The sequence below is a fragment of the Herbaspirillum sp. ST 5-3 genome (genome assembly GCF_004804275.1).
In the GTDB taxonomy this organism is placed as follows: Bacteria; Pseudomonadota; Gammaproteobacteria; order Burkholderiales; family Burkholderiaceae_D; genus Noviherbaspirillum.
Genome location: NZ_STGI01000004.1, coordinates 31,201 through 54,148, shown reverse-complemented (window position 1 = coordinate 54,148; position 22,948 = coordinate 31,201). Strand labels below are relative to the sequence as shown.

Below are 22,948 nucleotides of genomic sequence, written 5' to 3'. Positions count from 1 at the left end.
TAACTACCTAGCGAACAGCCCGTGTCATGGCTGCGATTTCATGCTGGATGCCGAAGAAGCCGGTCACCAGCCAACCGATCACGATTGCCAGCAAGACAATCGATAAACCGTTTAATGCCTTCATTTGCGTCGTGATGGTTTCCACGCCTTCTTCCATCCACTCGTCCGCAAGCATCCTGAGTGCTTCCGCAAAACCTTTGTAGTCGGCATAGACGCACAAGTCGTCGATCATTTCTTTCGACGGAAAGCCGTAACCGGCATTGCGTAACGCCTCGCCGCAATTAAGGCCCGACTTCACTCCGAGCAGCGCGCCATCGAGGCGTTCACGCAGCCAGGGTTGGGCCAGACTGGACAAACGCGCGAGCGATTTTTCGACCGTGATGCCGGCAAACTGCAGTGCTGAAAACGCGACGAGAAAGCTGCTGCCAGCGATCAGGCGGTAGATGGAATAGGGCGCGATCTTGTCAACCAGGACGCGCACGTTTCCCCTCCAGCGGGGCATCGAAACAAGAATGGCGGCGAGCAGGGCAACAAAACCGATGACGATGTAGATCATCCAGTGCTGCACCACCTCGGACATGATGTACAAGGACTTGGCTGCGCCATGCCAGGTCGCCGGATTGACGATGCGGGCGAACTCCGGGATGACGCGCGTGCCGAACACATAGAGATAGACCAGGATCAATGACAGGATGGTGATGGGATAAGCCAGCCCGCCAAGGATGACGTTTTTGATCTTCTTGCCCGACTGGACGACATTGATAACGGCGGAAAGCGTGACCTCCAGACGGCCGGATTGCTCGCCAGCCTGGATGATCATTTGTTCCACGCGCGGCACCCAGTTTTCCAGCCCTTCGGACAGAAAGCCGCCGTTCTGTACGGTGCGACGGCAGTCGTCGAGCACGATGGCAAGCGGCTCGTTCAGTTTCCGTCCGTGGTAGGAGGCGCGCGCATGCAACTCTTCGAGCACCTTGAGCATGGGCAGTCCGTTGGACAGCATCTTGGCAATCTTGCGGTACAGCCGAAGGCGCTCCGACTCGCGGAATTGTGTCCTGGCCCACAAGCGATGGATGTCAAATTGCACAGGCTGCCTCCACCAGGTTCAAGCGCTTGTTGGCATGCAGGTCGCTGCTGGCAAGATGGCCCACGACCTTTTCCGCCATGCGCGGATCGACAATGCCCGCCGCGACCTTTTCAATTGCGTGATCGAGGATGGTCCGGCCGCCGAGTTGCTGGAGCCAGTAATGCGTCGCCTGGACTTTCTTCCCGGCGCGGACGTATTCGAAGAACTGGGCATCGGGTGTGATGACTTCGGCCAGCACGGTCCGTCCGACGGTGCCTTGATGGCGGCAATGCTCGCATCCGGGGCCCGCGATATGCACGTTGCCGATGCCATCTGCCAACGCGACTCTGAGTCGGGACAGCACGGCATCCGGGAGCTCAGGTGCGTGTTTCGACAAGGGCTTCTTGCAGTGCGAGCAGAGTACCTTGACGAGCCGCTGGCTGATCAGTCCGGTGACGATGCCGTGATCGGCGACGAGGGCCATCGGCAGGCCCAGGTCGACCAGCCGGTCGACAATGGCGATGGCGCTGTTGGCGTGTACCGTGGTCCATACCTGATGCCCGGTCATGGACGCACGGATGGCGTTTTGCGCCGAGGCGCGATCGCGGACTTCGCCGATCATGATGGTGTCCGGGTCCAGCCGCATTGCGTTGGAAATGGCGGCGGAAAACAGGCGCGCGCGATCATCTTCGGTACCGGCGTTGGTGACACAGGTCTGCACTGCGCCTTCGATCGGGTATTCGACTGGATCTTCTACCGTCAACACGTGGAGCGTTCCCTGTGCCTCATGGATTTCTCCGAGGAGAATGCGCTGCAGGCTGGTCGATTTTCCGGAGCCGGTCGGACCGCTGATGATATTCATGCCGATCGGCTGCTCCTTGAGTCGCTGCAGTTGCTGTGCGTGCGCCTCGGAAAAGCCCAGCGGCCGCAGATCGATGTTATCGCCGGCGTCGTTGTAGAGCAGGCGCAGCACCATGACCGAGCCCTCGTTGGTCGGCGCAGTCGCAATGCGAACGCCATACAGCATGGGCGGCAGCTTGTCGCGGTCCGCGATACTCGCGTCCTGGCGTTCTGTCGGCTTGTAGGAGCTGTCGGAGACCGAGGTCATTGCACCGTACATGGTTGCCAACAGGCGCTCGCCATATTCGCGCGTCTGTTCGCCGACTCTCACCAGATCGTTATGCACACGGAAATAGATTTCGGTGCAAGTCTTCTTGACGCGGATGTGGATGTCCGATGCGCGCGCGTGGCAGGCCCGCTTGAGCAAATCTTTTGCCGTGACCTGCATGGTCGAGTGCTCATTGAGCCGTTGCACCGGTGCGGAAAAATCATTCGCATAGATCCGCCGGATTGTTTCGATGCTGGTGAAGGTCGGCAGATAGGGCCGGTGCAGCTTGTCGAGGCGGGCGCGATAGGACAGGACGTGCGCATCCAGCCCCTGACCCTCAGCGATCAGCAGTCGGCCATCGGATAGCAGGCAGACAAGTTTTCGCTCTTCGCCGCTTGCCTCGAAGGCGCCTTCCCGGCTGAGTACAGTTGCCTTCGAAAAATCGCTCGGGTCGGCGGCGGCTCGAGAAACCGAGCTGGGCGTATGCGCCGCAAGTCCGTCGTCGCGCGGAGTCATTTTGCGACCCCGGTGTGTGTGACAGCCGGTTGAGCCGTCTGCGTCGGCAGATTGGCGGCTTGCGGGGCGATCGGCGTCAGAGAGGGCAAACCGATACCGGGGCGCGGCAGGTTGGGGTTGAACACGGTCGCCGTCTGCGCGGCCGTGGCAAGGTGTATGCGACGCTTTTTCGAAGTCTTCACAACGACGTCGTTCAGGCCGATGGAGACGATCTTCATGCCGTTCGGCAGCTCGTCGCCGACCTTCACATCAACCAGGGTGCCATTGTCGAGCTGTAGTGTCGCGTAAGGCGTTCCGCCGATTTCTTCGACCGATTGAATGACGGGATTGCTGGCGGGCGTTACCTGCGACATGCGGGTGGTATCGGTCTGCCTGGCCGCGATTTCATTTTGGCGCGCAATGATCCGCGCCTGAATGTCGAGCTGCTTTTCGCGTGCCTTGAGGATGAGCGTTTCCGCCTCGATCCGCGTCAAGCTTTCAGAGGCGGACTCGGCCAGGGCATGGCCGCCGATGGCGGCGCCGCAGATGAGAATGAGTGCTTTGAGATTATTTCGCATACATGACTCCTTCAATTGACCACGCTCCACTTTTGTAGACGAGCTTTTCAAGGCGAACCCCGGGCTTGCTGAGAATTTCCGCCACGTCGACCAGCGGCAGTGCTCCGCTGTTCATGGCAATCGAATATGTTTGCCATTCCGGAACAATCACCGTGTTTGGTTTTGGATCCTGTGCATTGCCTGGAGGGGGAGGCGGCGGCGGGCGCTTCCCCAGCTTTGGCGCTATATCCAGCAATTGCAGACGGGAGACCAGGGGCTCGATCAGCTCTTTCGATGTCAGGATCGGTTCTTCCTTGCCTGCGGCCAGCGTCAGCGGCTCGGAGTAGATTGCCTTTTGTCCGGTCAGATCGACGTTCGCCTTCGGTATCTGCTCCAGCAGAAACGCGATGGTGGAATCCTGGCGTGACCAGGTATAGCTCACCTGCGCCGGAGTGCATGCATATTCATCGAGCGACCAGCCGCCGGCGGTCAGATGCCCGAACTTTTGCAGGCAGGCCTGGACGAAGGCCATCGGCAGAGGCTTGGCAGCCCACGGCGAAGGCAGCTTCTGCGCCTGCTTGTTACCGAACAGCTTGGCCCTGGCCGCTTCGATTGCACGTTCGCGTTCTTCCGCTTCTTTCCGTTTGTGCTCCTTGTACCAATACGCTGCACCGCCGCCAGAGAGAGCAAGCACGCAGCCTGCGGCGATCAGCGGCACCCAGGGAATCGCGGTTTCCGTCTGACGCAGGCGCCACCAGCTATGCGTCCGAATCTGGCCGTTTCGCTTGCGAGGAAGGAGTTCTTCAATGCGCTTGGCATTGAAGTTGTGGAAGCCGTGATCTTCGAGTTCCTCGTCGCCAATGACGATATTCCAGCCGCCCATTCCATAATCGCTGAGCAGGCGCTCCACCACCTCATCCTTGGTGCCGACAAAATCACCGGTGGGGAGGAAGTTGGCGTCTCTTACCGCAAAGTAGGCCCAGACGCCTTCCGGCAACTTGAACGCACCCAGCCAGCTGTGGACAGGCTGCTTCTCGCCGTCATAGTTCGCGCCCTCGATGGCAAGCGTCTTGGAGACTGCCGCCGCCAGCGAGTACATGTTGCGGCGCGCGCCGTCCCTCGTGTGGGCGAAGCCTGCCTGGGCAGTGGCGTGGTCCTTGCGCAGGACCATCAAATCCGAATCGATCTTCCTGGCAAGCGTCGCGGCTTCCTTTGCCAGCTCGCGCGGGCGGGAAAGGGACTGCCAGAACAGACCGCAGACGAATTTGTGCTTGCCGATCTGAGTGATATGGGTAGCCATGGATATTCTCTTTTCTCAAGAGCTGGCCATCGTCGTCGGCGTGATCAGGATGACGATCACTTCCTTGTTGGTGGCCGCCTTGAAGCCGCCGCCGAACAGGAAATTTTTCGGTGTGCCGACGCCCTGGTTGTCCAGGTTGTCGTCCGTTTGTTCAAAGCCGCTGATGATCAGCGTCTCGTTCGATTTCATGGCGATGCGCTGCAGGAAATTGCGCGTATCAAGCTCCGGCGATTCGATCGAACTATTGCTGCTGGTGACAGTGCGAATGCCGCGCAGCGCCGAGATGTCGGTCGAGAACTGCAGCAGCACCGTGCCATTGGCAAGAACGTGCGGCAGGATGCTCATGTTGAAGCCCGAGGTCACCATGCCCGGCGTCAGCGTGGTTGTCGCGCCGACCAGCGGGGTAATTGTGGTTTGGGACGATTTCAGATAGCTGGTTTGCTTGGCGACCTGTACCGGCACTGGCTGGTTGTTCAGGGTCACTACCGATGCGGTGGTCTGGCGGCGCACCTTACCTTGTTCCGAGAGCGCCTTCATGACGAGCGACGAACCGGCGAAATTGCTGGTCGATGTTGCCAGGATGCCGGCCGCGAAATTGGTGCCATTGACGGGGTTGAGACTCAGCGTATTCTGGATGCCGTAGCGTTGGCGCAAGCCTTTATAGACGAGGTCCCAGTTGATCCCGTACTGATCGGTGTTGTTCAGTGTGACTGCCAGCACGGTGACGTTGATGACTACCTGGCGTGCAAGCGCCTTGTTTTCATCGTCGATGAAAGCTGCCACCCGCTCCAGGGTATCGGGCGTATCGACGACCGTAATCGTTCCCGTGGCGGGCGACGTGACGACCTTCCCATGCGCGGAGAGCATCGATCCGATCGATTTCTCCATACTTGAATAGACGGACAGGTTGGAGCTGACTGCTGTCTTCTGCGAGTTGTTGGAGCTGACTCCGCTACCTCCACCGTAGCCTCCGTCGGTGCCGCCGGTGGATGTCGCGCCGCTGGCGACGCTGGCGTTGAAGGTGGAATCACCTGGAATGGCGGTGATCTGGAAGGTGCGCGATTCGGTATGGAAGAATTGAATGGTGCCGTTCACGTACTTCCAGTACACACCAAAGCGTGCGGCAGCCACGTCGAGCAGACCTTTGAACGTTCCTCTGGAATACTCGATGCGGATCGGATCCTGGGCGTGTCCGTGGCCGGCCGCCATCGGGACACCGGGCGGTGGCGGTACGCTGCTCGGACCGCCCCAGCTTGCCGGGCCGCGCGGCGCTAGCTTTGCCGCGGGGCTCATGCTGGCACCGCTGGAGACGGCGAGCGCGTCTGGCGTTACTTTGGTCGGAATGCCGGATCTGATCGCAATGCGCTCGGCGAATTCGGCCAGGGATGCTACCGTGCGGTCAAAGGTTGCAGGTTGATGAAACACGGTTGGCAAGGTGGGCTGTCCGACCTTGACGATATTCTTCCCGAGCCAGATACCGTCCTCGTGCTCGACCAGCGGTGCCGATTTTGCGACGACGCCGGGCGCGGTCCGTCCCACATCCTTGACCAGCTTCTCCGCCTTGGATTGGGTATCGTCCACGCGGCTTTCGATGTCGCCGGCGAGATTGGCGCAAGCGGAAAGCACGAAGAGGCCGGGTGCCAGAATGAAGAGTTTGCGGTTCATTGTTCGATCCCTTTCGCCACGATGCGGAGGACTTTATTGCCCTTGTAGAAGATGGCCTTGAGCGGAATCTCCGCTGTGCTCATGCTCTTTGCGACCGCTTCTACCGCTTCTTCAAAGGTTCCGGGGATCGCAGTGCGTGCTTCTACCGTGTAGTCGACTGGGAGTTCCCAGGAAAGCTGCCACCCGGCTTGCGCACTCCAGCGTGCCAGTACGCCGTTCAAGGTGCCGTCGGAGGGAGTGATTTCCCATACGGGAGCGGGAGGAGGCGGTGGCGGTGTTGCAGGCTTGTCGGCTTCCGTTTTTGCGGCTGCTGCGGAATGCGTTTTGGACGTCTTTTGCGCCGCGGCCAGCATGACACCGTCCTGATCAAAATTCTTTGCTGGCGTTTTTGACGCGAGGTCTTCCTCCTCGCATTCATCGGCTACGGAAGCCCCTGCAAACGCGCTGGAGGGGGAGCTGGTTGCGAACTTCAGTACGTCGAATGCACCGAGCGAGGCCGGGGAACCCGATGAAGCGTTTGCCGAACCCGCGTTCAACAGCAGGCATAAACTCAGTAGCGGCATTGCAAACGCGAAGTTCATCGACCGCAGTGTGTCTTGTTGCATCACTATCCTCCCCATGAGTGGCGCTTTCTGGATGCCGCGCCAACTTAGCAATCAAACGTACCGCCGGGACAAGCTCGATGATTCAAAAGAAAAAAGAAAACGCCAGGACTGCACGGGCTGAATCAAGGTGGCGGAATGTAACGAACGCAGCGCGGCATGAACAGGCATGTGCTGCGCACTCGTTTTGTCACCATTGCGACACTACGTATGAGTAGTGATTCTAGTCATTCAGGTCGTATCCATATCTCAACAAAGTTCATCAAATCTCCGTTGAGCACGTTGTCTCCGGCACGGCGGTTTGCGAAGGCGCATGGCAAACGTCGCGTCGCTTTTTCTTTAACCAATCAAGGTTGTTTCTTCTGTATGGAAAGTAATCTCTTCACTGAGGTGTCGCAATTTATACAGAAGTATGAGCGGGAGATTTGCCATGAGCCGGTCAGTAAATCCATGGGAGGCCCGGAGGATTTCTTCCGGTAAAGATTCGTCGGCTGGGTGAGGCCGCCGAAGAGGTGCCATGAAATCAAGCCATGACTCGGCCGCGTTGGAACGGCGGTCGATGCTGCGCAGGTGTCGGCATGTCGGTCGAATACTCTGCGCAGCTATTGATAGTCCCATGATGTGGCGGACGCGAAACCTGACGTCGATGAAGTGAGTTTCGCTTCCGCAATCGTGTCAGGTGAAAGTGTGAAGATTGGTGCGGATGATCGTATCCTGCTGCTGGCGGATGAGGAGAATGTTTATGCCCTTTGTCTTGGTCTCATAGCCGACCTGGACATCGACCAGGAAGGCCGGCTCATAGCTATGCTCGTTGCGTAACAGTTGATCACTCGTTTCTCTGCACTGCTTGGCGGTCGCCTCGTCGCCCATACGCAACGCCATATCGGCAACTGAGTTGAGGGCATTGGCCGTCTTCAGCGCGTCGTCCCTGAACTCGTAAAATGCCAGGAAGTTTTTCCATGGATCGGGATTGTCCTTGGCGCTCTGCAGATGTTCGCTGTTCTTGCGGCGTTCTGTCTCGATGGCGGCAGCCCGTTCAATCAACTGCTTCGTTGCCTCTTCTGGCGAGAGCGGCGAGCCATTCGCGCTGGATGTGGAGGCGTGGAACTTTGTCTTCGAGAACTTGAATGCTTTTGCTTCTGCCCAGATGTCCATATCGGGTTTGACGGCATCCACGAACGAGTCCGCATCCTGATAGGTGATCTGGCGATAGCTTTCTTTCTTCAATTCGCCATCCTGCTTGATCCAGGTAAACCGTTCCGCCGTTCCCTTGCGATGTATGGTTGCACCCACGCTCGCAAGGTCTGCGCTTGGCACGGCTTGAGCGAGGTTGACGTCGCCGCCAGCGATACCCGCGCCAATCTTCTTGAAGACATTTTTGATAGCAGTGAAACCGATAGAGCCACCCACCCTGACTTTTTTGGTCGTGCCGACGCTGTATGTGTCGACATGCAGTGCGCCACCCGTCTCAATTGACTTCAAGTCTGAATGTGTTGTGACTCTCCCCGCAACCGGACCAAGGCCTGCGCGCAATGGGCCGAAAGCGAATCCGCCGCCGAGGCCGACGTTCCAATCGTGGCCATGGCGATCGTCATTCATGCCCGCGTAGTTGATCGACACTTCCGGCCATTCCTGCCAAATATTTTTCAGCAAGGACTTGCTGTCTTCTTCACCCGGCGCATTGATGTAAGCCTTTGGGCTGCCTTCCGGCTCCTTGCATTGATTGATGAGCTTGCGCGTCAGGCGGCCCAGCTTCTCGTTGTTTTCCGGGTCGATGTCGAGACCTTCCTTCACTTCACCTGCCACGCCGGTGTCCATGCGCGGAAAGCGGATCGTGACGCCTTCGCGGGTCTCTTTCCCCCAGGACAAGCCAGCTCCCACGCTAACCCCCACGGCCGCGCCTACGCCTTCTCCCACATCGAAACCCGGCCCTACAGCGAGGTTTGCGCCGCCGCTGACTCCCTTTATTTTTTGCCTGCCCAGAAATAGTTCCGTGCCCTCCGGATTGGGGCCGATTGTCATGGTATCGTGCTTGTCCGCGCGGAAATCGGCACGGGCGGACGGCCGCACCAGCAAGGCGGTCATCCAGAGGAAGGCAGTATGAGCAGCGGTGATGACGCTTCCGACCAGTCCGCTAAACCCGACGCCGGAGGTGCCGCCACTGGCCAAGGTCGTGGTGGATCCCAACTCCTCGTGCCGGACGAGTTCTTCGAAGATTGCGCCGATCTCATCCTTTGGCAGGCCTGTGAGCGGTTTGGTTTCCACCCGATCGACGTTGCCGTTGACCACGCGGTCCATTGCCTTGCCGAACGCGCGCCAGTCGGGCTCTCCTGGCTCAAGCGCCCTTATATTTTGCGACGAATTGCCGCTGGCAAGCTTCACGGCATCGTCTATGGTTTTAGGACCTCCCACGTCGGCCGCCCACTCGGCCAACAGCTCGGGCGTGAGCGGGCGGTTTTCAGCACGGAGATACGACCTGAGATCGGCCTGCACAATTTCTGACTGGCTTTCGAGCCCGCCATCCAGAAAGCCGCTTACACGCTCCAGTGCCTTTTCCATCGCTCCGTCGTCGAGCTTGTCGCCATGCAGGTAGCGTGGCAGAAAGACCGTCTCCTCGCGGAATTGCTCCAGAATGGCTAACCGTGCTGCACTCTTGAGAGTGCGCAGGTCCGGACGTTCCTGGTCCACTTGAATGATCATGCGCGAGCCGTCCTCCGAGGACCCGAACAAGGCGCCGCGTCTGTTCGTCAGGCGCCACGCGTCTTCCCCCTTCTGCTCCTCTCCATGAGCGTCCATATCGGTGTAGATCCAATTCGATCCGCCCAGGCTCTTCAGGCCCGCTTCGAGGTTACGGATCAAGCTGTCCCTGAACTCCCGGGCATCGCCGACACCGCCTTCTTCGGGATTCCCGAAACTTACGCCGGACTTCTTCTTTATTCCGGGAGCCAGCCGTTTATAGGCATTCAACGGCGATCGATAATGGCGCGGCCGGTAGAATTGCTTGATGCCGCGCACGACTCTGTCCCATTTTGTTTCAGGCGTGCCATCATCGTTTCTGCCGCTGGCCCGGTTGACCCAAAGGTCCATTTTTTCGAGTTGCTCTTCAATCTTGCCAAATTGCGTCAACTCGCCACGCTCATCCACCCGTTTGTCGGAATAGATGCCGTTGCGGACCGCCGCCACCGCCCACTCATGCACCGGGGCTTGCGACTTCGTGGGATCGAATCGAAACGGCTTGGTGGCCTCAGCCTCGTTGCGTGCATGCATGTCTGATGCAACGAGATGTTCGCGCGCCGCCAGCAGTGCCTTGTCAAGCAGTGTCAACCTGGCCGGGCCCGCCAAATCGTTGTCGCCACCATGATAGCTATTGATGTTGCGCGGATCGGGATTGATCTGACGGTTCTCCGCCCTGGCTTCTTTCATCTTTTCACGGGCGGCTTTCAGATAGACATGCAGCATCACATCGTCGTGTTTTTCCACGCTCGGGTGCACGGGATGCGAAGGAGGATTGGAACGCGTCAGTTTCTTGAGTGTTGCAAAGCCGAGCGGCGTCGCTTCGAGAACCGAGGCGATGCGCCATGCGCAATCCACGTCCTTGGAATCGAACTGATCGTTGTCATGACCGATGGTGCTGCCAGCGCCCGCGCCGATGCCTACACCGCGCGGACAACTGACCACCAGCTCCTCGGGCGAGTCGCTGCCTGGAGGGGAGCCCCTTCCCTCGGGGTCGCGAATGCTCGCGAGCAGATCCAGATTTTGCAGACAGGACAGGCCGCGCGCCGCGTCGGCGATCGCAATGGGATTTTCTGTGCCATCAAGCTGATATCTACTGGCCAGGGCTGCCGCCTGGGCGAGCACGACCAGCTCGGCCCCTGCAATCTCGGGAGGCGCATCCGCGGAGCGGGGGAGGGAGGCCTGAGTTGCGCGCAGAACCCCGGCCAGCGCTGCCCTATCGAGATGGCTGCCGGTGTCGCGAGAAAAGTAGGTATCATTCTGAACAATCTTCAGATAGGCATCCTTGTGGCTGAGTGTCTGTACAAAATTGTCGCCCTGTTTGTTCTTTTTGGAGGGCGCCAACTCCAGGTGCCACTTTTTGGTCTCGGTGGAGTGATAGGCGGCTCTTATTGCTCCGGCAAACCGGGATTTTTCGGATTCGTCGATCGGGAGCTGGGGCCGGGTCTGACCGTCCCTGACCACCTGAGGTTTATTCGTGACCTGCGCGACGGTATGAGATACGAACGGATTCCATGCCGATGATTTCTCTTGTACCCCACCGCCGGATCGGCGGAAACTGTCCAACATTCCCATGACTTGGCTCTCTCGTTTAGATTCGCTGTGATATCTGGTGCCCATGCAAGCTGCGGCCGTGGCACGACTCGGGCGCGACAAGGCGCCACGCAGGAATGCGCGGCGTCTTGTTGCCTCACTTGAGTGGCTTGTTCCACTACGCGGTTCCGACCTGGCCCGTTTGAGCGGGATCAAGCGGATTTTCAAGCTGAAGGCATATGCGCGGCGGGCGCATACAAATAGTGGACGGCAGAGGGAACTGCGGCGCTTGTGAAGTCACTTATCCCGGCGGGGCGTGCCATGCAATTTCATCTGGATGATTCAATAGAGAGGAGATTCCGAAGTGGATAGGAGCGTCGTCCGAGGACTCGGCGAGCCTGGCCAGACACCCAGGAGTCCAACTGATCCGCTTGCGGTCGCGCTCCTGGACAGCGTTGTTCGAAACGGCGATATCACGCTTTCCTTGAAGATTACGCGTGCCGCGAACAGCCGGCAAAGCATCGCGCCAGATACGCTGGCGAACATCGTCGTCGAGGCCTGTCGAACTGGCCGCAAGACCCACCTCAAGAAGGCACTGACGCGGGTGCATGGTTTCGATCCCAATGCACGCGCCGAAGGCGGCATCAGTCCGCTGGCTGCCGCTGTCAATGCCGGCGACGTCAAGTTTGTGCGTCATTTGTTGCGGCTCGGAGCCGATCCCTCGACGTGTACTGACATGCGTGTGCCAGCGGACGCACGAGACGAAACGATGCAATTGCTGCACGCGGCGAAGGCAATCAGCCGCCTGTTGCCGAGGAACGAGGGAGACGCAAGGCCAATCAGACGCGCCGCCGCCAGTCCATTGACGCAAGCGCTGCGAGACTACGACCTGAAACGGGCGAGATCCTTGCTGCAGCAGGAGGCCACGAGGAAAAAACTGGGTACACTCGACGCATTGTGGGCATCGGCAGTACGTGAGGGCAGGGAGGTCATTCAGTGCGCAATTCTCGCGACGGTTTCACCGAAGTCCATCGAGAAACTCGCCGCCGCGGCACGTCCTGATGCGCATTCCGTGTTGCACCGTTCGATGCGAGACGTGAGCCCTGCAATGCAGACCTACCTCAAGCAGTTTCCTTATCGGTCGCTGCGCCATGATTTTCCCAAATATAACAACGGTACCGTCGCGTTTGCGGATGGGCCGGGAACCATCGTTTGCCGGCATCTGAGTTCGCATTGGCTGCGCGAGCGAATGATCTCGGGAGCATGGAAGGATGGCTATGCCGCGTTGAGCAGTGCCGATGCGATCCGCGCTGGAATCTCGTCAAGAATTCAGAACAGCTATGTGGCGTTCATGAACCGTTCTCCCGAAGCGCACATGCTCCATGTCGACGACTGGGGAACGTTTTTGGCTGATCGTCTGGAGGCGATGCGCCCGCTGTCGGTTGATTCGAGCGAATCGGTCAGACGGCATTTCTATATCGTTACCTCGAATCATTCGATGGCGCTTGAACTGAAGATCGCGAACCGGCCCGATGGTGAAAAAACCTACTCCGCTCTCCTGTACGATCCGAACGAAACCAATACGCACAAGCGCGCAAGCTGTACCGACCTTTCGACGGCAAGACAGTGGACCTTCCAATCCTTTCTGCTTGCTCCCGGCAGTCAGCGCACCTATTTGCTGGAAAAGACGCCGCTTCTCATGGCCTTTGCGGTGACGGACGATAACCCGGGGCTGAAGGAAGATTTCGGCGCATCGGCGCCCGGAGTGGACCCCAATCGTCGTCTTGCCGGTCCCATGTTTCGACCGTGCCGTGAGACCATCTTTCATCTGTTGCGCGGCGGTTTTGGTGGGGAGCTGCGTGCGCAAAAGGACAAGATACTTGAACATCTGAACGGACTGGACCCCAAGGCTGCTGCGGAGGTGCTTGCGGCAAGGGACGGCAGGCGCATCCCGGGCCTCTATCTGACCTGTCAGGAAGGGCATCACGATGCCATTGAGGCGTTCGGCGAAATCCTGATGGCGTCCAATGTTTCGGCAAACGACAAGGCGCGAATTCTGGAATGCCGACGCGGCAAAAACCCGCCGGGCATGTACGTCGCCCTGTCCCTTGGTCATGCCGATACGGTCGCGGCCCTTGGGCACATTATCGGACATGCCGGGCTATCGCCGGACGATATGAAAACCTTGTTTCTCGCCCGCTTCGGTCAATCCGGTGCGCCCGGAATGGCGGCCGCGCAAGCGAACGGGCATGCGGATGCCGTGAGGGCTTTCAAGGAAAGCGTCTACTACTCGGACCTGACAGCAGGACAACGTGACGAGATCTGGTGGGAGATGCTGGGGGCCTGAGACGAAGAATGCGCCTGCGAACCGGAACTCGGGCCTCCTTATCCGCACTCATCGTCGATCTGGTATCGCACCGGAGCATCGTTGAGAACCGCGAGGAGGTCGCTGAGTGGGAAATTGCATGGGAAAAGGGAGAGGGGCCGCATCCGGGGTTCTGGTTCCATCAAACACAGCGCGTGAGGTGGAGGTGGAGCAGGGGCCGCTATCACGTTTGCCTCCAGAGTTGCTTCGCAGGATAGGGGAAGAGTTGCCGCTGGATTCGCTCGCTCACTTTGCGGCGACTAACAAGGAAGCCAATCGCGCTGCGAGCCATTTGCTTCGCAAGGCTAGAGAGGTTCATCACAAGGTGGGTCAGTATGAACCGAGCGTGGACGGCGGTGCGAGGGTTTTCCGTACCCACTGCGCGGAAATCGCGCGCTTGCCGAAGAACCACCAGATCAAGCCTTTGCAGCGGCTGATGCGGAACGTTGAATGGTTGCCAAGGCCCACGGATGTGCTTGGCGCCTTTCGTACTGCCGCCATACTGGGCGCGGGTATGTCGCCCGAGCATAAGGCCGAGCTGGGGGCGGCGCTGACGAAGAAGCGGCGGTTCCTCTACCACGAGCGCATGAACGGCTTGCAGATTCTCGCCCTGCATAACGTCGGCCTGATCCCTGAGCAGGATGACTGGGTGGAGCCTAAGGTGCATTGGAGGCTGAACACGCTACCGCCGGAAGAGCGACTGGCGGAACTCCAGTTGGCAATCAACGAAACCGGACTGTGGCTGCCGCAGGATCGTCGCCTTGCGGCAGATGGGCTGGTTGATTACCTCGGCGACCTTCCCGAACACGACCGCCTGCCGGCATACCGACTTCTCGTGGACACTGTTGCCGGGCTGCCACCAACGGAAGCGATGGCTGGCCTGAATGAACTGCACAAGCATCTCCGCCGCCTTCCTGCGGCCGACGTGCATGAAGCACTCACGTTACTCATGTCGCATCAGCCAAATGCGGAATCCGAGCGACTCGACTACCTACTGGGTGTGGCCCATAGCGGGGGGAGGGCAATGGTCGGCGGCGCGCTTGCGGTATTCCATGCGATCGACGTGAGGGAAATGCCCTTTCTGCCCGAGTCGAAGGTCATCCTGTTGAAGGCCATGACGGAATCCATCGCGCGCTTGCCTGAGCCTAATGTTCTCGAGGGGCTCCGGATGGCCGTGGAGCAGTGCGCGGGGCTGCCGCCCGAGGGGAAGCTTGCCATGGCGCCGACCCTCTTGAAGGAATGGAAACGCACTAGATATTTCGATCAATTGCCCGGTTTTCAGCTCATCCAATCAATGGGCAAGGACATGCCTCCTGAAGGCCAAGAGGCTCTTCTGAAAATCTTGATTGACGAATATAGGGGCCTGCCGTCGCAAGAACAACGGAAGGCCTTCACGGGGATTCTTGCCGATATCAGGAAACTGCCGCCAGCGTTAAAGGCTGGCATGCTCGATTTATTTGTCACCGTATTTAATCCCGAATCGCACGTATTCGGCCCCGAGATGCTCGAAGAGATTCAAGTCGCGGGTAAGGACCTGAACCCCCGCGACGAGACGGCACTGCTGGAAAAGGTCGCAGGCAAGCTGCGGCACTTGCCGGAGCACTCGGGAGTGCGATGCGTCCGCCTGGTGTGTTATCAGAGCCGGCGACTTGTCGAGGAGCTACGTACAGGCGTACTGGTTGCGCTGGCGGAAAACATCCAGTTTATGCCTTTGGAGGCACGCAGGGACGGCGTCACTTCGATCAAAAGAATGATTCCAGCTTTGCCGCCGGTATGGGGCGAAGAGGTGATGAACGCCTTGCCGGAAGATCTTCGCTCACCGCTTCGTCGGTAACACGAACGTTGCGGGCAATCCCCAGCGCAGGCGCAAGCATATTTTTCCGGACGAGGCATGCACATCAAACATTTGTTATCGACTGAGGCGGGGGCCGCTCCTGCCCATGATTCGCCGATCGAAAAGCTGACGCGATCGCTGCACGCGCTTGCAAGGGGTGAGGGAAGGGCGGATGCCGCCGCAGTGGTGGCGCAGGCGAATGCTGAGCGCCATCAACTCGCACCCGGTGTCATTGCAGATTTGCTCCATGAGGCATGTGTCGCGGGGCGTCCTCCGCCGGTCAAGGAAGCATTCACCCGGCTGCGGGGATTCGATGCGAATGCCGCCGGCGCGCGTGGCCGGGTGCCGCTCAGCGCCGCGATCGCTGCAGGCGATCTTGCGTTTGCATGCCATCTGCTGCGCATCGGAGCGGAACCGGCATTGCACGTCGGTGACGACAAGGCCGATGCCGCGGCCTTGTTGCGCGCGGCCAAGGCCATCAACGCACTTATCCCGAAAGCAGAGGCAGGGCGCAGTGATGCGTTCACAACGCCGCTCGGCGAGGCATTGCGCAAATATGAGGTTGACACCGCTGCACGCTTGCTGGAAGCAGAAAGGGAAAAACAGCCGGATCCGAGCGACAGGAAGCTCTGGATCGCGGCAACGGAAGGCAAGCGCCTGGATGTGCTCTGCGCCATGCTCGCATTGCGCCAACCAGCGGCAATCGAGGCGCTTGCGGACGGTCCGGCGCCAATGGGGGCGAGTGTTCTTCACCGGGCAATGGAAATCGGACATCCCGCATTGCGCGCTTACCTCAAGCAGGTTCCGTACTATTCCGCCAAGCGTCCTGCACGCGTCAATAACAATCTGAGGGCGACCTTTCACGGCAGCACGGAGCAGATCGCCTGCCGCCACCTGGCCGCCTATTGGCTGCAGGAGCGCCGACGTTCCGGTGTTGCAAATTACGAGGTACTTGCCAGTCCCAGGCGCATCGCGCAAACCATGGCACCGAATATGGGAGAGGTGTACAGGGAGATGCGGGCCAAGGCCGAAACGCACCTGATCGACAACCGGCAATTCGGGCAATTTCTGCGCGAGCGTTTCCTTGCGATGCAGGAGGAGAATACATCGCTCGCGGCTGGCGTGCTGCGCAAGCGGATGCTGTTGCTGTCCTCGGTGCACGCGATGGCGATGGAACTGAAGCTGACCGCGCGGGATGACGGCGAGCGGAAATATGCAGCCATTGTTTACGATCCGAACTGGACCAATGTACACAAGCGGGCGGCGACGGCAAGCCTTGGTGTCGTGGCGCGCTGGCAATTGGAGTCGTTCTTCGGCATGCCGGGGCGTCCTGCCAGGTACTATCCCGAGGCGGAAAAACTGTCCCTGGTCCATGTCCTGTCCGCTGATACATCCACCGCGTCACAGGCAGAACACAGCACCGGCACGCATGCCGGCAGAATGCTGTCAGGAAGGCTGCCACCGCTTTCACCCACGGTGCTCCATCATCTGCTCGAGGCGGGGCTGGGCGGCGAGTTGCGGAAACGGAAAACGGAAATCCTGGTCCATCTGCGCGGGCTTGATGAAAAAGAGACGGAAAGCTTTCTTCGATCCGAGGACTACCGTCGCTACCCGGGATTGCAAATGGCGACGCAGCGTGGCAATGCAGATGCCGTGGATGCATACGGTGACCTCCTTGCGGACGCCAATCTTTCGCGCGAAGCGAAGATAAGGCTGCTCGATGCGCGCGACGTCGATGGCATGAGCGCCCTGCATCTTGGCCTGCTCTACAAGCGCGTCGAGGCACTGAGTGCCTATGGCGATCTGCTGCGAAAATGTATCGATCCTGCCGGACGTGCCCAAGTGCTTGGCGTTGAGCATGCCGGCATGCCCTGGCTGTACCAGGCGATGGGAACGGGGCGCGACGACCTGATTCCCTTGTACGGCGATGTGCTCGCACGTTCAGGCATCGAGCGGGACGACCTGTCCCCGATCCTGGCCGCCAGGAGCGATACCGGAACATCGGCAATCGTTGCGGCCTGCAGGCGCGGGCATGTCGAGGCTGCAAGGGCCTATGGGGAACTCCTGCAGCGCTTCAGATTGCCGGTCGCCGACCGTCGCACACTTCTCACCCACGAGCGCGACGGCATCCCGTGGATGTTCGAAACCCTGCGGGATGGCCCGGCCGGTGGTCTTGCCGCCTACGGCGCGGCCATCCAGGCGGCCGACATCCCGGCAGCCGACCGGCTTGCCTTGCTCACGGTATCCGCGCCGGCCTTCGGTGGCATTTCCTGGCTGAGTGCGGCATGCCGGTACGGCCGCGCCAACGCAATCCGCACCTACGGGCAGGTCCTGTTTCAGGCAGACCTGTCACGCGAAGAATTGGTGCGGGCGCTGAGCGTGACGGAGGTCGACGGTACTCCCGCCGTCGCCGCCGCAATGCAGTCGGGAAGCGAGGAGACCGTCGAAGCGATCGGCGACCTCATCGCACGGGCTGAGCTGCCATCGGAAACGACTTTTTCATTACTCCGCGCCGCGGACATCGACGGCACCCCCGCTCTGCATGCAGCATTGCAGCGCGGGGACGCCACAGCGATCCGTGCTTTCGTCGAGCTGCTCGGCAGATGCGGCCTGGGCACGGACCGAACGGTGCAACTGCTGGAGGCACGCGACGCGGCGGGAATACCTGGATTGTTCAAGGCTTTCGCGGCAAATCGGGCGGACGCGATCCGCGCCTTCGGCGGGTCGATTGCGACGCTGCCGATTCCGCAGGAAGTGAAGGAGCGCTTGATGGAGGCAAGAAGCTTGAATGGCACGTCCGGCGCCTTTGTGCTTTACCAGCACGGCCGCGCCGAGGCGCGGGATGCCTTGCGCGAGACGACGCGGCAGATGTGGAGTACCCGGCGCGATCAGCAAATCTAGGGAAGATCGCCGCTAATCATCCATGCGAGGAATGCAAATCCTCAGATGCGACAGGACGTCGCCAGCCGAGTCCCCGAGCAGCCGAGATCTTGCGAATCACTCATCCTCCATCCACCGCTGCGCGAGCGTCGTGCCCAGACCGCGAGACTGCAGGAATTCTCTCGTCAAAGCGCCTTTGATCTCATGGGCAATCTCGTCTCTTACCTGTGTGCCCATCTCGCGCTGCGCATCGGGATCATTCTGCAAACCATGTTCCCGCAAGCGGGTGTTGAGCAAGTTCTGGAACGGTTCACCCATTGCTTCGATCAGTCTGTCCTGGTTGCTTTCAAACTGTTCACCGGCCAGGCGCTTCAGCACCGATTGCCACGGTTGCCACGAGGTCGACAAGTAATTGACGAACTCTTTGTTTTCCTTCTCTTTCACGAGATGTTCGGCGGCGGCGAGGTCGTCTTGAGTAACATAGGACGAAGCAAAGAATCGCATGGCTTCGGTATCGACCGGCAGGTCCAACCTGTCTCGCAGCATGACCTGGAATGCAAGATAGACCTCGATTTCATCGACAAGGCGAAGGGATTTCACCTTCTCCTGCGACACTTTTTCCAGTACGTCGAGGCGGAACATGCCTCTGCCGATCTCGATGAGCTCGCCCAGCCGCTGGTCATAGCGTCCTTCTTCGACATCCGCATTGAGACGAACTTTCTTCATTTCGTTGTAGGTCAGGGCGACGCGGTCTTCGCACGATTCTGTTGCCCCGTGGCTCACCAGAAAACTCTGCTTGCGAAGCTCCGGCCGGTTCGCCAGGTCGGAAAGCCATTCCGTGACACTTTGACGAAATGCCGGGATACTGTAGTTGACCGTGCCGCGCAGGCGATCGAGGAATTGCGAAAATTCCGGAGCGCCTGGTGCACCCTGGAATTCACTCCATCTCTCCGCCACGCTTTCGTCTTCAAACCAGGCGCCGATCGCCTCACTCAGCGGGCGGCGGGGTTCGTTTTCCATCTCGTTACCCTCAGAGATGAAGAACTGTGGTCCGTTGTAGTTCTCCGCGCTGGTAACGCGTTCGAGGAAAGCTCGGGTCTCCTCCGACAATGGATTGTTGCCGAGATCAACGGCGCAATGGCTTCCCAGCCTGCTTGCAAGCCATTCTGGAACGGTGGTCAATTGATTGCCAGAGAGATCGACGTTCTCCAATTGCGTCGGCAACAACTCCGTGATGGCCTCGATCTCGTTTTCGGAGATTTCAAGAACTTGCAAGCGAGGAGGCAGGGGAGAAGGAATCTGCCGGAAGTTGCATCCGGTAATGTCAATGTCTTCCATGCCTTCCGGCAAGGGCGGCAAATGCGACAAGTCGGTTCTGGGCGCGATCAGGGTATGCAACCCGCCTGGCAGCTCCGGCAGCTGGGAGACGGGCGTCCCTGAAATCTCCAGGTACTGGAGCCGGCCGGGCAGGCGGTGAATTTCGGTAAAATCGTTGTTGGTCGCGACCAGCTTCTCCAGTCCGTCGGGTACATCAGGGCATCTTGGCAACGGATTGTCGCTGATATCCAGTTCGAGAAGCCCTTCGGGGAACGGTACGTTTATCTCGACAAGCGCGTTGCGTGCAATATCCAGCCGCGTGACCGTGGGAGGGAAGCTCGGTGGTGTGCTGGTCAGCCCCAACTCGGTCAGGTCAAGCATGCTGTTCGGATTGTCTTCGTCGAACCAGTCCTTCATCCGATCGACCGCCTCTTCGCGATGTTCGTCCGAGCCGCAGGGCTGCTCTGCCCATGCATCCCATTCCGCAAAATATTCCTCCCTTGTTCTCTCACGGGGTGCTTCCGGTGCGAGAGCACCTGGTGCCTGCCCATCGACATCCATGGCAGCGACATTCATGTCTATCGGAGGATACAAGGTCGATGCTGTCTGGTTCAGCATCTGCTCCAGCCGATTGCCGGATGCACCGAATGCCCATTCCAGGGAAGAAAAATAGAACCGTGGGCCGTGGTAGGAAGGATGCTCGTTCAAGCCCATCAAATTGTTGCGAAGGCGGTCAGGCAGCGGATTGCCTTCGAGATTGATGGAGCATTCGGGATGCAGCCCGCTGATATGGATCGGGAGGTAACGCAAGTTGTTGTCGCTGAGGTTGACGCTGCGAAGCGAACGAGGCAACTGCGACAACTGGATCAGCATATTGTTGGACGCGTCCAGATGCCGCAATTGTGGCGCGCTGCCCGGCGTCAGGATCGTAAGGTGATTGCCGGAAACCGTGAGGTTTTGTACTGTGCTCGGCAACCGGGCAGGCAAGCTGCTCAGCTGAAGTCCCGATAAATCGAGTGGGACAGATGGATCATTATGCGCGAGCCATCCGGCCAAGCGCTCAACGGCGACGTCACGCCGCTCGGTGGTGGAGGTCCTGGCCTGGGCCCATGCGTTCCAGGATGAGAGATGGGCCGCGCGGTTGATTTCCCTGGGCGCTGATAATGAAGCGGGCACGTTCGTCGACTGCTGCTCAGGGTGGGGGCGGAGAGTTCGTTGTTCCAACGACGCGCGCGCATCGCGTGGGGCGGCGGGGACCGGGAGCGCGCCAGGCTGCGGCCTCGTGTCATTGCCGATTCTCTGATCGGGAGAGCCGGGAATCGATGTGCGTTGATTGGGTCTGTTATTTCGCATGTCGAAAGATGATGTCGTGAGTCGCATTGCTGAGTGGCACCAGGATGGAGTGTGGTTCGCACCGGGCGATTCAAGTCGGCAATTTATTTTGTGCCCCAGGAAGCACTGCTGGTGAAGAGAGTGTGGAACTCTGCGTGGCGCAGGATTACCCATGAAGATCGGGTGAGAAACAGACATCGGCTTGAGCGGGGTGAAGATGGACAGAAGCGCAGGAGGGAGGGGAAAGGCGAACCCGCTGCCCGTTGCCGCAAGCCGTTCGGACGCTGCGGCGCCGGGCAGGGCGAGCGCAAACCCGGCGGCATCCTTGTCTTCGATGCCGAACGAGCTGATCACTAGAATCGGGCAGGAGACGCCGACGGATTCGCTCGGAAATTTTTCATCCACAAGCAGAACCGTTTACGGCGCCACTGCATTCTTGATCAGGCAGGCAAGGGCGCTGCATCGAACCGCGCGTGCAATGACCTACGAGGCCGATGCCGGAGCGCGGGACTTCCAGGCATTGTGTTCCGACATCGGCCGCCTGCCGAAGAATCATCGGATCAGACCTTTGGTGGAAGCGGCAAGGAAAATCCGAACCTTGCCCGAGGTCGACCGCCTTGCCGGGCTGCGTGCTGTCGCCAGGCAGGGCGTGGGCATGCTGCCGGAGCATCGTGCGGAATTGGCGGCCGTCTTGGGCGCGGAAAGGCATTCGCTGCCGGCGCCGGATGCATTGCGCGGCTTCCAGCTTCGCGCAATGCATAGCGCGGGCTTGATTCCGCAGCAGGAGGGATGGCGGGAGCCCGAATTGCACTGGCATATCGACGTGCAACCGGATGCGGAACGTGCGGCGGCCTTTCATGAGATTGTCCGCGAGACTGCCGGCTGGCTTCCGGAACATCGCGTCACGGCGGGGAGATTCCTGGCCGGGCATCTGTCTTCGCTGCCGGTGGAGGAGCGGACGGCGGCCTTCGAGGCGCTGGTCGAGCTGAGCAAGGGGATGCCGGCGGATTGCCGGGAGGTGATGCTGACCGAGCTGACAGCACGAATCGGCGAGCTGCCGCAGACTTCCTGTCTCGGTGCATTTGTGTCGATTCGCGACCAGGTGGACGATTTGGGGCCGGTGGGCCAAACCGCGGTATTGGGCAATCTGATGCGGCGCGTCGGTTTTCTGGCGGTGGATGATCGTGTTGCCGGGCTTGAGGCGATGCGATTGCCGGAGCTGAATCTGCCGCGTGAGCAGGAGGCGGCCTTGCTGCAGCGTGCAGCGTCATGCATCAGGTTTTTGCCGGAAAGCGGTCGCCTCTCGACCCTGCAGATGATTTTGACCGAATGCCGCGAGCTGGACACAAGGCATCGGTTCGAGGTGTTGAACAGCCTTGCAAATGAAATCGAGCATTTGCCGGCACAAGAGCAGCTTGCCGGCTACCGGGCAATTCAATCGGAGGGCAAGGGCTTGCCGCCGGCACTCCAGGTCGAGCTGCTGGAAACCCTGGCATGGGGAATCACCAAGCTGCCGCGGCGAGACCGCCTGCCGGCCTTCATGGGAAATTGGGCGCAGATCATGGGCTTGCCCCCAGCGCTTGCGCCGGAGGCGCTTTGCGGGCTGATGCAGCGCATCGGCAACCTGGCCGCAGAGGATCATCTGGGGGGCTTTGAAGCGGTTCGGGTACCGAGCATGAATATGGCGCCGGACGCCCAGCTCGAGATCCTGGCACGATTGGCACGGGAAATCGCCCATGTCGCCGGGCCGAATCGGATGGCGTGTTTCAATGCGCTACGCACGCAGTGCATGAACCTGCCGGCACAACACCAGGCCGCGGCGCTGAAGTCGCTGGCGGCGAGTATCTCGCACCTTCCCGAAACCGATCGGCTGGCGGGATTCGAGGCAATTCGTGCGCAGGCCGCCGATCTGCCCCCTGAATGCGAGGCAGCCGTGCTGAAAGCCCTGAAGCAGAATATCAGATGGCTTCCTCATGCCAATCGCCTGGCCGCCTACAACACCCTTGAAGCACAGATCGAGGAATTGCCTCCAGAGTTGCGAGACTGGGTTCTCATGTGATCCCCCGGGCATGCGAGCGGCCCTCGCCGTTCACACCGGGAAATGTTTCCGCACGGATGGAACTCCCGCCGCACTCGCCGCGACTCATCGCTGTATGGCAACACG

Annotated in this window: 13 protein-coding genes; 5 read left to right on the top strand and 8 right to left on the bottom strand. The window is 59.7% G+C overall.

Annotation, left to right across the window (positions count from 1 at the left end):
• Positions 1-7: 7 nt before the first annotated feature.
• From E6W33_RS09565 to E6W33_RS27295, 6 genes are read right to left on the bottom strand one after another with little or no spacing between them, the layout of a single operon-like run.
• Complete coding sequence (locus E6W33_RS09565) at positions 8-1,084, bottom strand: type II secretion system F family protein (RefSeq protein WP_136416906.1); 1,077 nt, start codon at positions 1,082-1,084, stop codon at positions 8-10.
• Positions 1,074-2,687 (bottom strand): ATPase, T2SS/T4P/T4SS family, encoded by a 1,614-nt coding sequence (locus E6W33_RS09560; RefSeq protein WP_136416904.1) that lies wholly within the window; start codon positions 2,685-2,687, stop codon positions 1,074-1,076. The genes E6W33_RS09565 and E6W33_RS09560 overlap by 11 nt, the downstream gene beginning before the upstream one ends.
• Positions 2,684-3,244, bottom strand: coding sequence for a type IV pilus biogenesis protein PilP (pilP, locus tag E6W33_RS09555; RefSeq protein ID WP_136416902.1), 561 nt, complete (start codon positions 3,242-3,244; stop codon positions 2,684-2,686). The genes E6W33_RS09560 and pilP overlap by 4 nt, the downstream gene beginning before the upstream one ends.
• Positions 3,234-4,523: a type 4b pilus protein PilO2 gene (gene pilO2, locus E6W33_RS09550; RefSeq protein ID WP_136416899.1), complete on the bottom strand. Its 1,290-nt coding sequence runs from the start codon at positions 4,521-4,523 to the stop codon at positions 3,234-3,236. Before pilO2 ends, pilP begins: the two co-directional genes overlap by 11 nt.
• A 15-nt stretch (positions 4,524-4,538) precedes the next feature.
• A complete protein-coding gene (locus tag E6W33_RS09545; RefSeq protein ID WP_136416897.1) occupies positions 4,539-6,188 on the bottom strand; it encodes a PilN family type IVB pilus formation outer membrane protein in 1,650 nt (549 codons plus the stop codon).
• Positions 6,185-6,793, bottom strand: coding sequence for a toxin co-regulated pilus biosynthesis Q family protein (locus E6W33_RS27295; protein WP_247869599.1), 609 nt, complete (start codon positions 6,791-6,793; stop codon positions 6,185-6,187). The genes E6W33_RS09545 and E6W33_RS27295 overlap by 4 nt, the downstream gene beginning before the upstream one ends.
• Before the next feature lie 156 nt (positions 6,794-6,949).
• Here E6W33_RS27295 and E6W33_RS09535 point away from each other — a divergent pair, with 156 nt between their 5' ends.
• On the top strand, positions 6,950-7,270 hold the full coding sequence (locus tag E6W33_RS09535) for a hypothetical protein (RefSeq protein WP_136416895.1): 321 nt from the start codon (positions 6,950-6,952) through the stop codon (positions 7,268-7,270).
• 195 nt (positions 7,271-7,465) lie between these two features.
• Here E6W33_RS09535 and E6W33_RS09530 read toward each other — a convergent pair whose 3' ends face one another.
• Positions 7,466-11,143, bottom strand: a complete 3,678-nt coding sequence (locus E6W33_RS09530; RefSeq protein ID WP_136416893.1) for a hypothetical protein — start codon at positions 11,141-11,143, stop codon at positions 7,466-7,468.
• 277 nt (positions 11,144-11,420) lie between these two features.
• Here E6W33_RS09530 and E6W33_RS09525 point away from each other — a divergent pair, with 277 nt between their 5' ends.
• From E6W33_RS09525 to E6W33_RS09515, 3 genes are all read left to right on the top strand, one after another.
• Positions 11,421-13,403, top strand: a complete 1,983-nt coding sequence (locus E6W33_RS09525) for a ShET2/EspL2 family type III secretion system effector toxin (RefSeq protein WP_136416891.1) — start codon at positions 11,421-11,423, stop codon at positions 13,401-13,403.
• A gap of 118 nt (positions 13,404-13,521) precedes the next feature.
• The gene (locus E6W33_RS09520) at positions 13,522-15,255 is read left to right on the top strand and encodes a hypothetical protein (protein ID WP_136416889.1); all 1,734 of its coding nucleotides are present in this window, start codon (positions 13,522-13,524) and stop codon (positions 15,253-15,255) included.
• Between the two features lie 57 nt (positions 15,256-15,312).
• Positions 15,313-18,156, top strand: coding sequence for a ShET2/EspL2 family type III secretion system effector toxin (locus tag E6W33_RS09515; protein ID WP_136416887.1), 2,844 nt, complete (start codon positions 15,313-15,315; stop codon positions 18,154-18,156).
• Between the two features lie 96 nt (positions 18,157-18,252).
• Here the strand turns inward: E6W33_RS09515 and E6W33_RS09510 are convergent, their stop codons facing one another.
• The gene (locus E6W33_RS09510) at positions 18,253-21,189 is read right to left on the bottom strand and encodes an NEL-type E3 ubiquitin ligase domain-containing protein (RefSeq protein WP_136416885.1); all 2,937 of its coding nucleotides are present in this window, start codon (positions 21,187-21,189) and stop codon (positions 18,253-18,255) included.
• 73 nt (positions 21,190-21,262) lie between these two features.
• Here E6W33_RS09510 and E6W33_RS09505 point away from each other — a divergent pair, with 73 nt between their 5' ends.
• Positions 21,263-22,843, top strand: coding sequence for a hypothetical protein (locus tag E6W33_RS09505; protein ID WP_136416883.1), 1,581 nt, complete (start codon positions 21,263-21,265; stop codon positions 22,841-22,843).
• Positions 22,844-22,948: the final 105 nt, after the last annotated feature.

What these genes read in the sequence shown, in the direction of transcription:
- E6W33_RS09560 (WP_136416904.1), bottom strand. Translation starts at nt 2,687, where the DNA reads ATGACTCCGCGCGACGACGGACTTGCGGCGCATACGCCCAGCTCGGTT.
- pilP (WP_136416902.1), bottom strand. Translation starts at nt 3,244, where the DNA reads ATGCGAAATAATCTCAAAGCACTCATTCTCATCTGCGGCGCCGCCATC.
- pilO2 (WP_136416899.1), bottom strand. Translation starts at nt 4,523, where the DNA reads ATGGCTACCCATATCACTCAGATCGGCAAGCACAAATTCGTCTGCGGT.
- E6W33_RS09545 (WP_136416897.1), bottom strand. Translation starts at nt 6,188, where the DNA reads ATGAACCGCAAACTCTTCATTCTGGCACCCGGCCTCTTCGTGCTTTCC.
- E6W33_RS27295 (WP_247869599.1), bottom strand. Translation starts at nt 6,793, where the DNA reads ATGCAACAAGACACACTGCGGTCGATGAACTTCGCGTTTGCAATGCCG.
- E6W33_RS09535 (WP_136416895.1), top strand. Translation starts at nt 6,950, where the DNA reads ATGAACAGGCATGTGCTGCGCACTCGTTTTGTCACCATTGCGACACTA.
- E6W33_RS09530 (WP_136416893.1), bottom strand. Translation starts at nt 11,143, where the DNA reads ATGGGCACCAGATATCACAGCGAATCTAAACGAGAGAGCCAAGTCATG.
- E6W33_RS09520 (WP_136416889.1), top strand. Translation starts at nt 13,522, where the DNA reads ATGGGAAAAGGGAGAGGGGCCGCATCCGGGGTTCTGGTTCCATCAAAC.
- E6W33_RS09515 (WP_136416887.1), top strand. Translation starts at nt 15,313, where the DNA reads ATGCACATCAAACATTTGTTATCGACTGAGGCGGGGGCCGCTCCTGCC.
- E6W33_RS09505 (WP_136416883.1), top strand. Translation starts at nt 21,263, where the DNA reads ATGACCTACGAGGCCGATGCCGGAGCGCGGGACTTCCAGGCATTGTGT.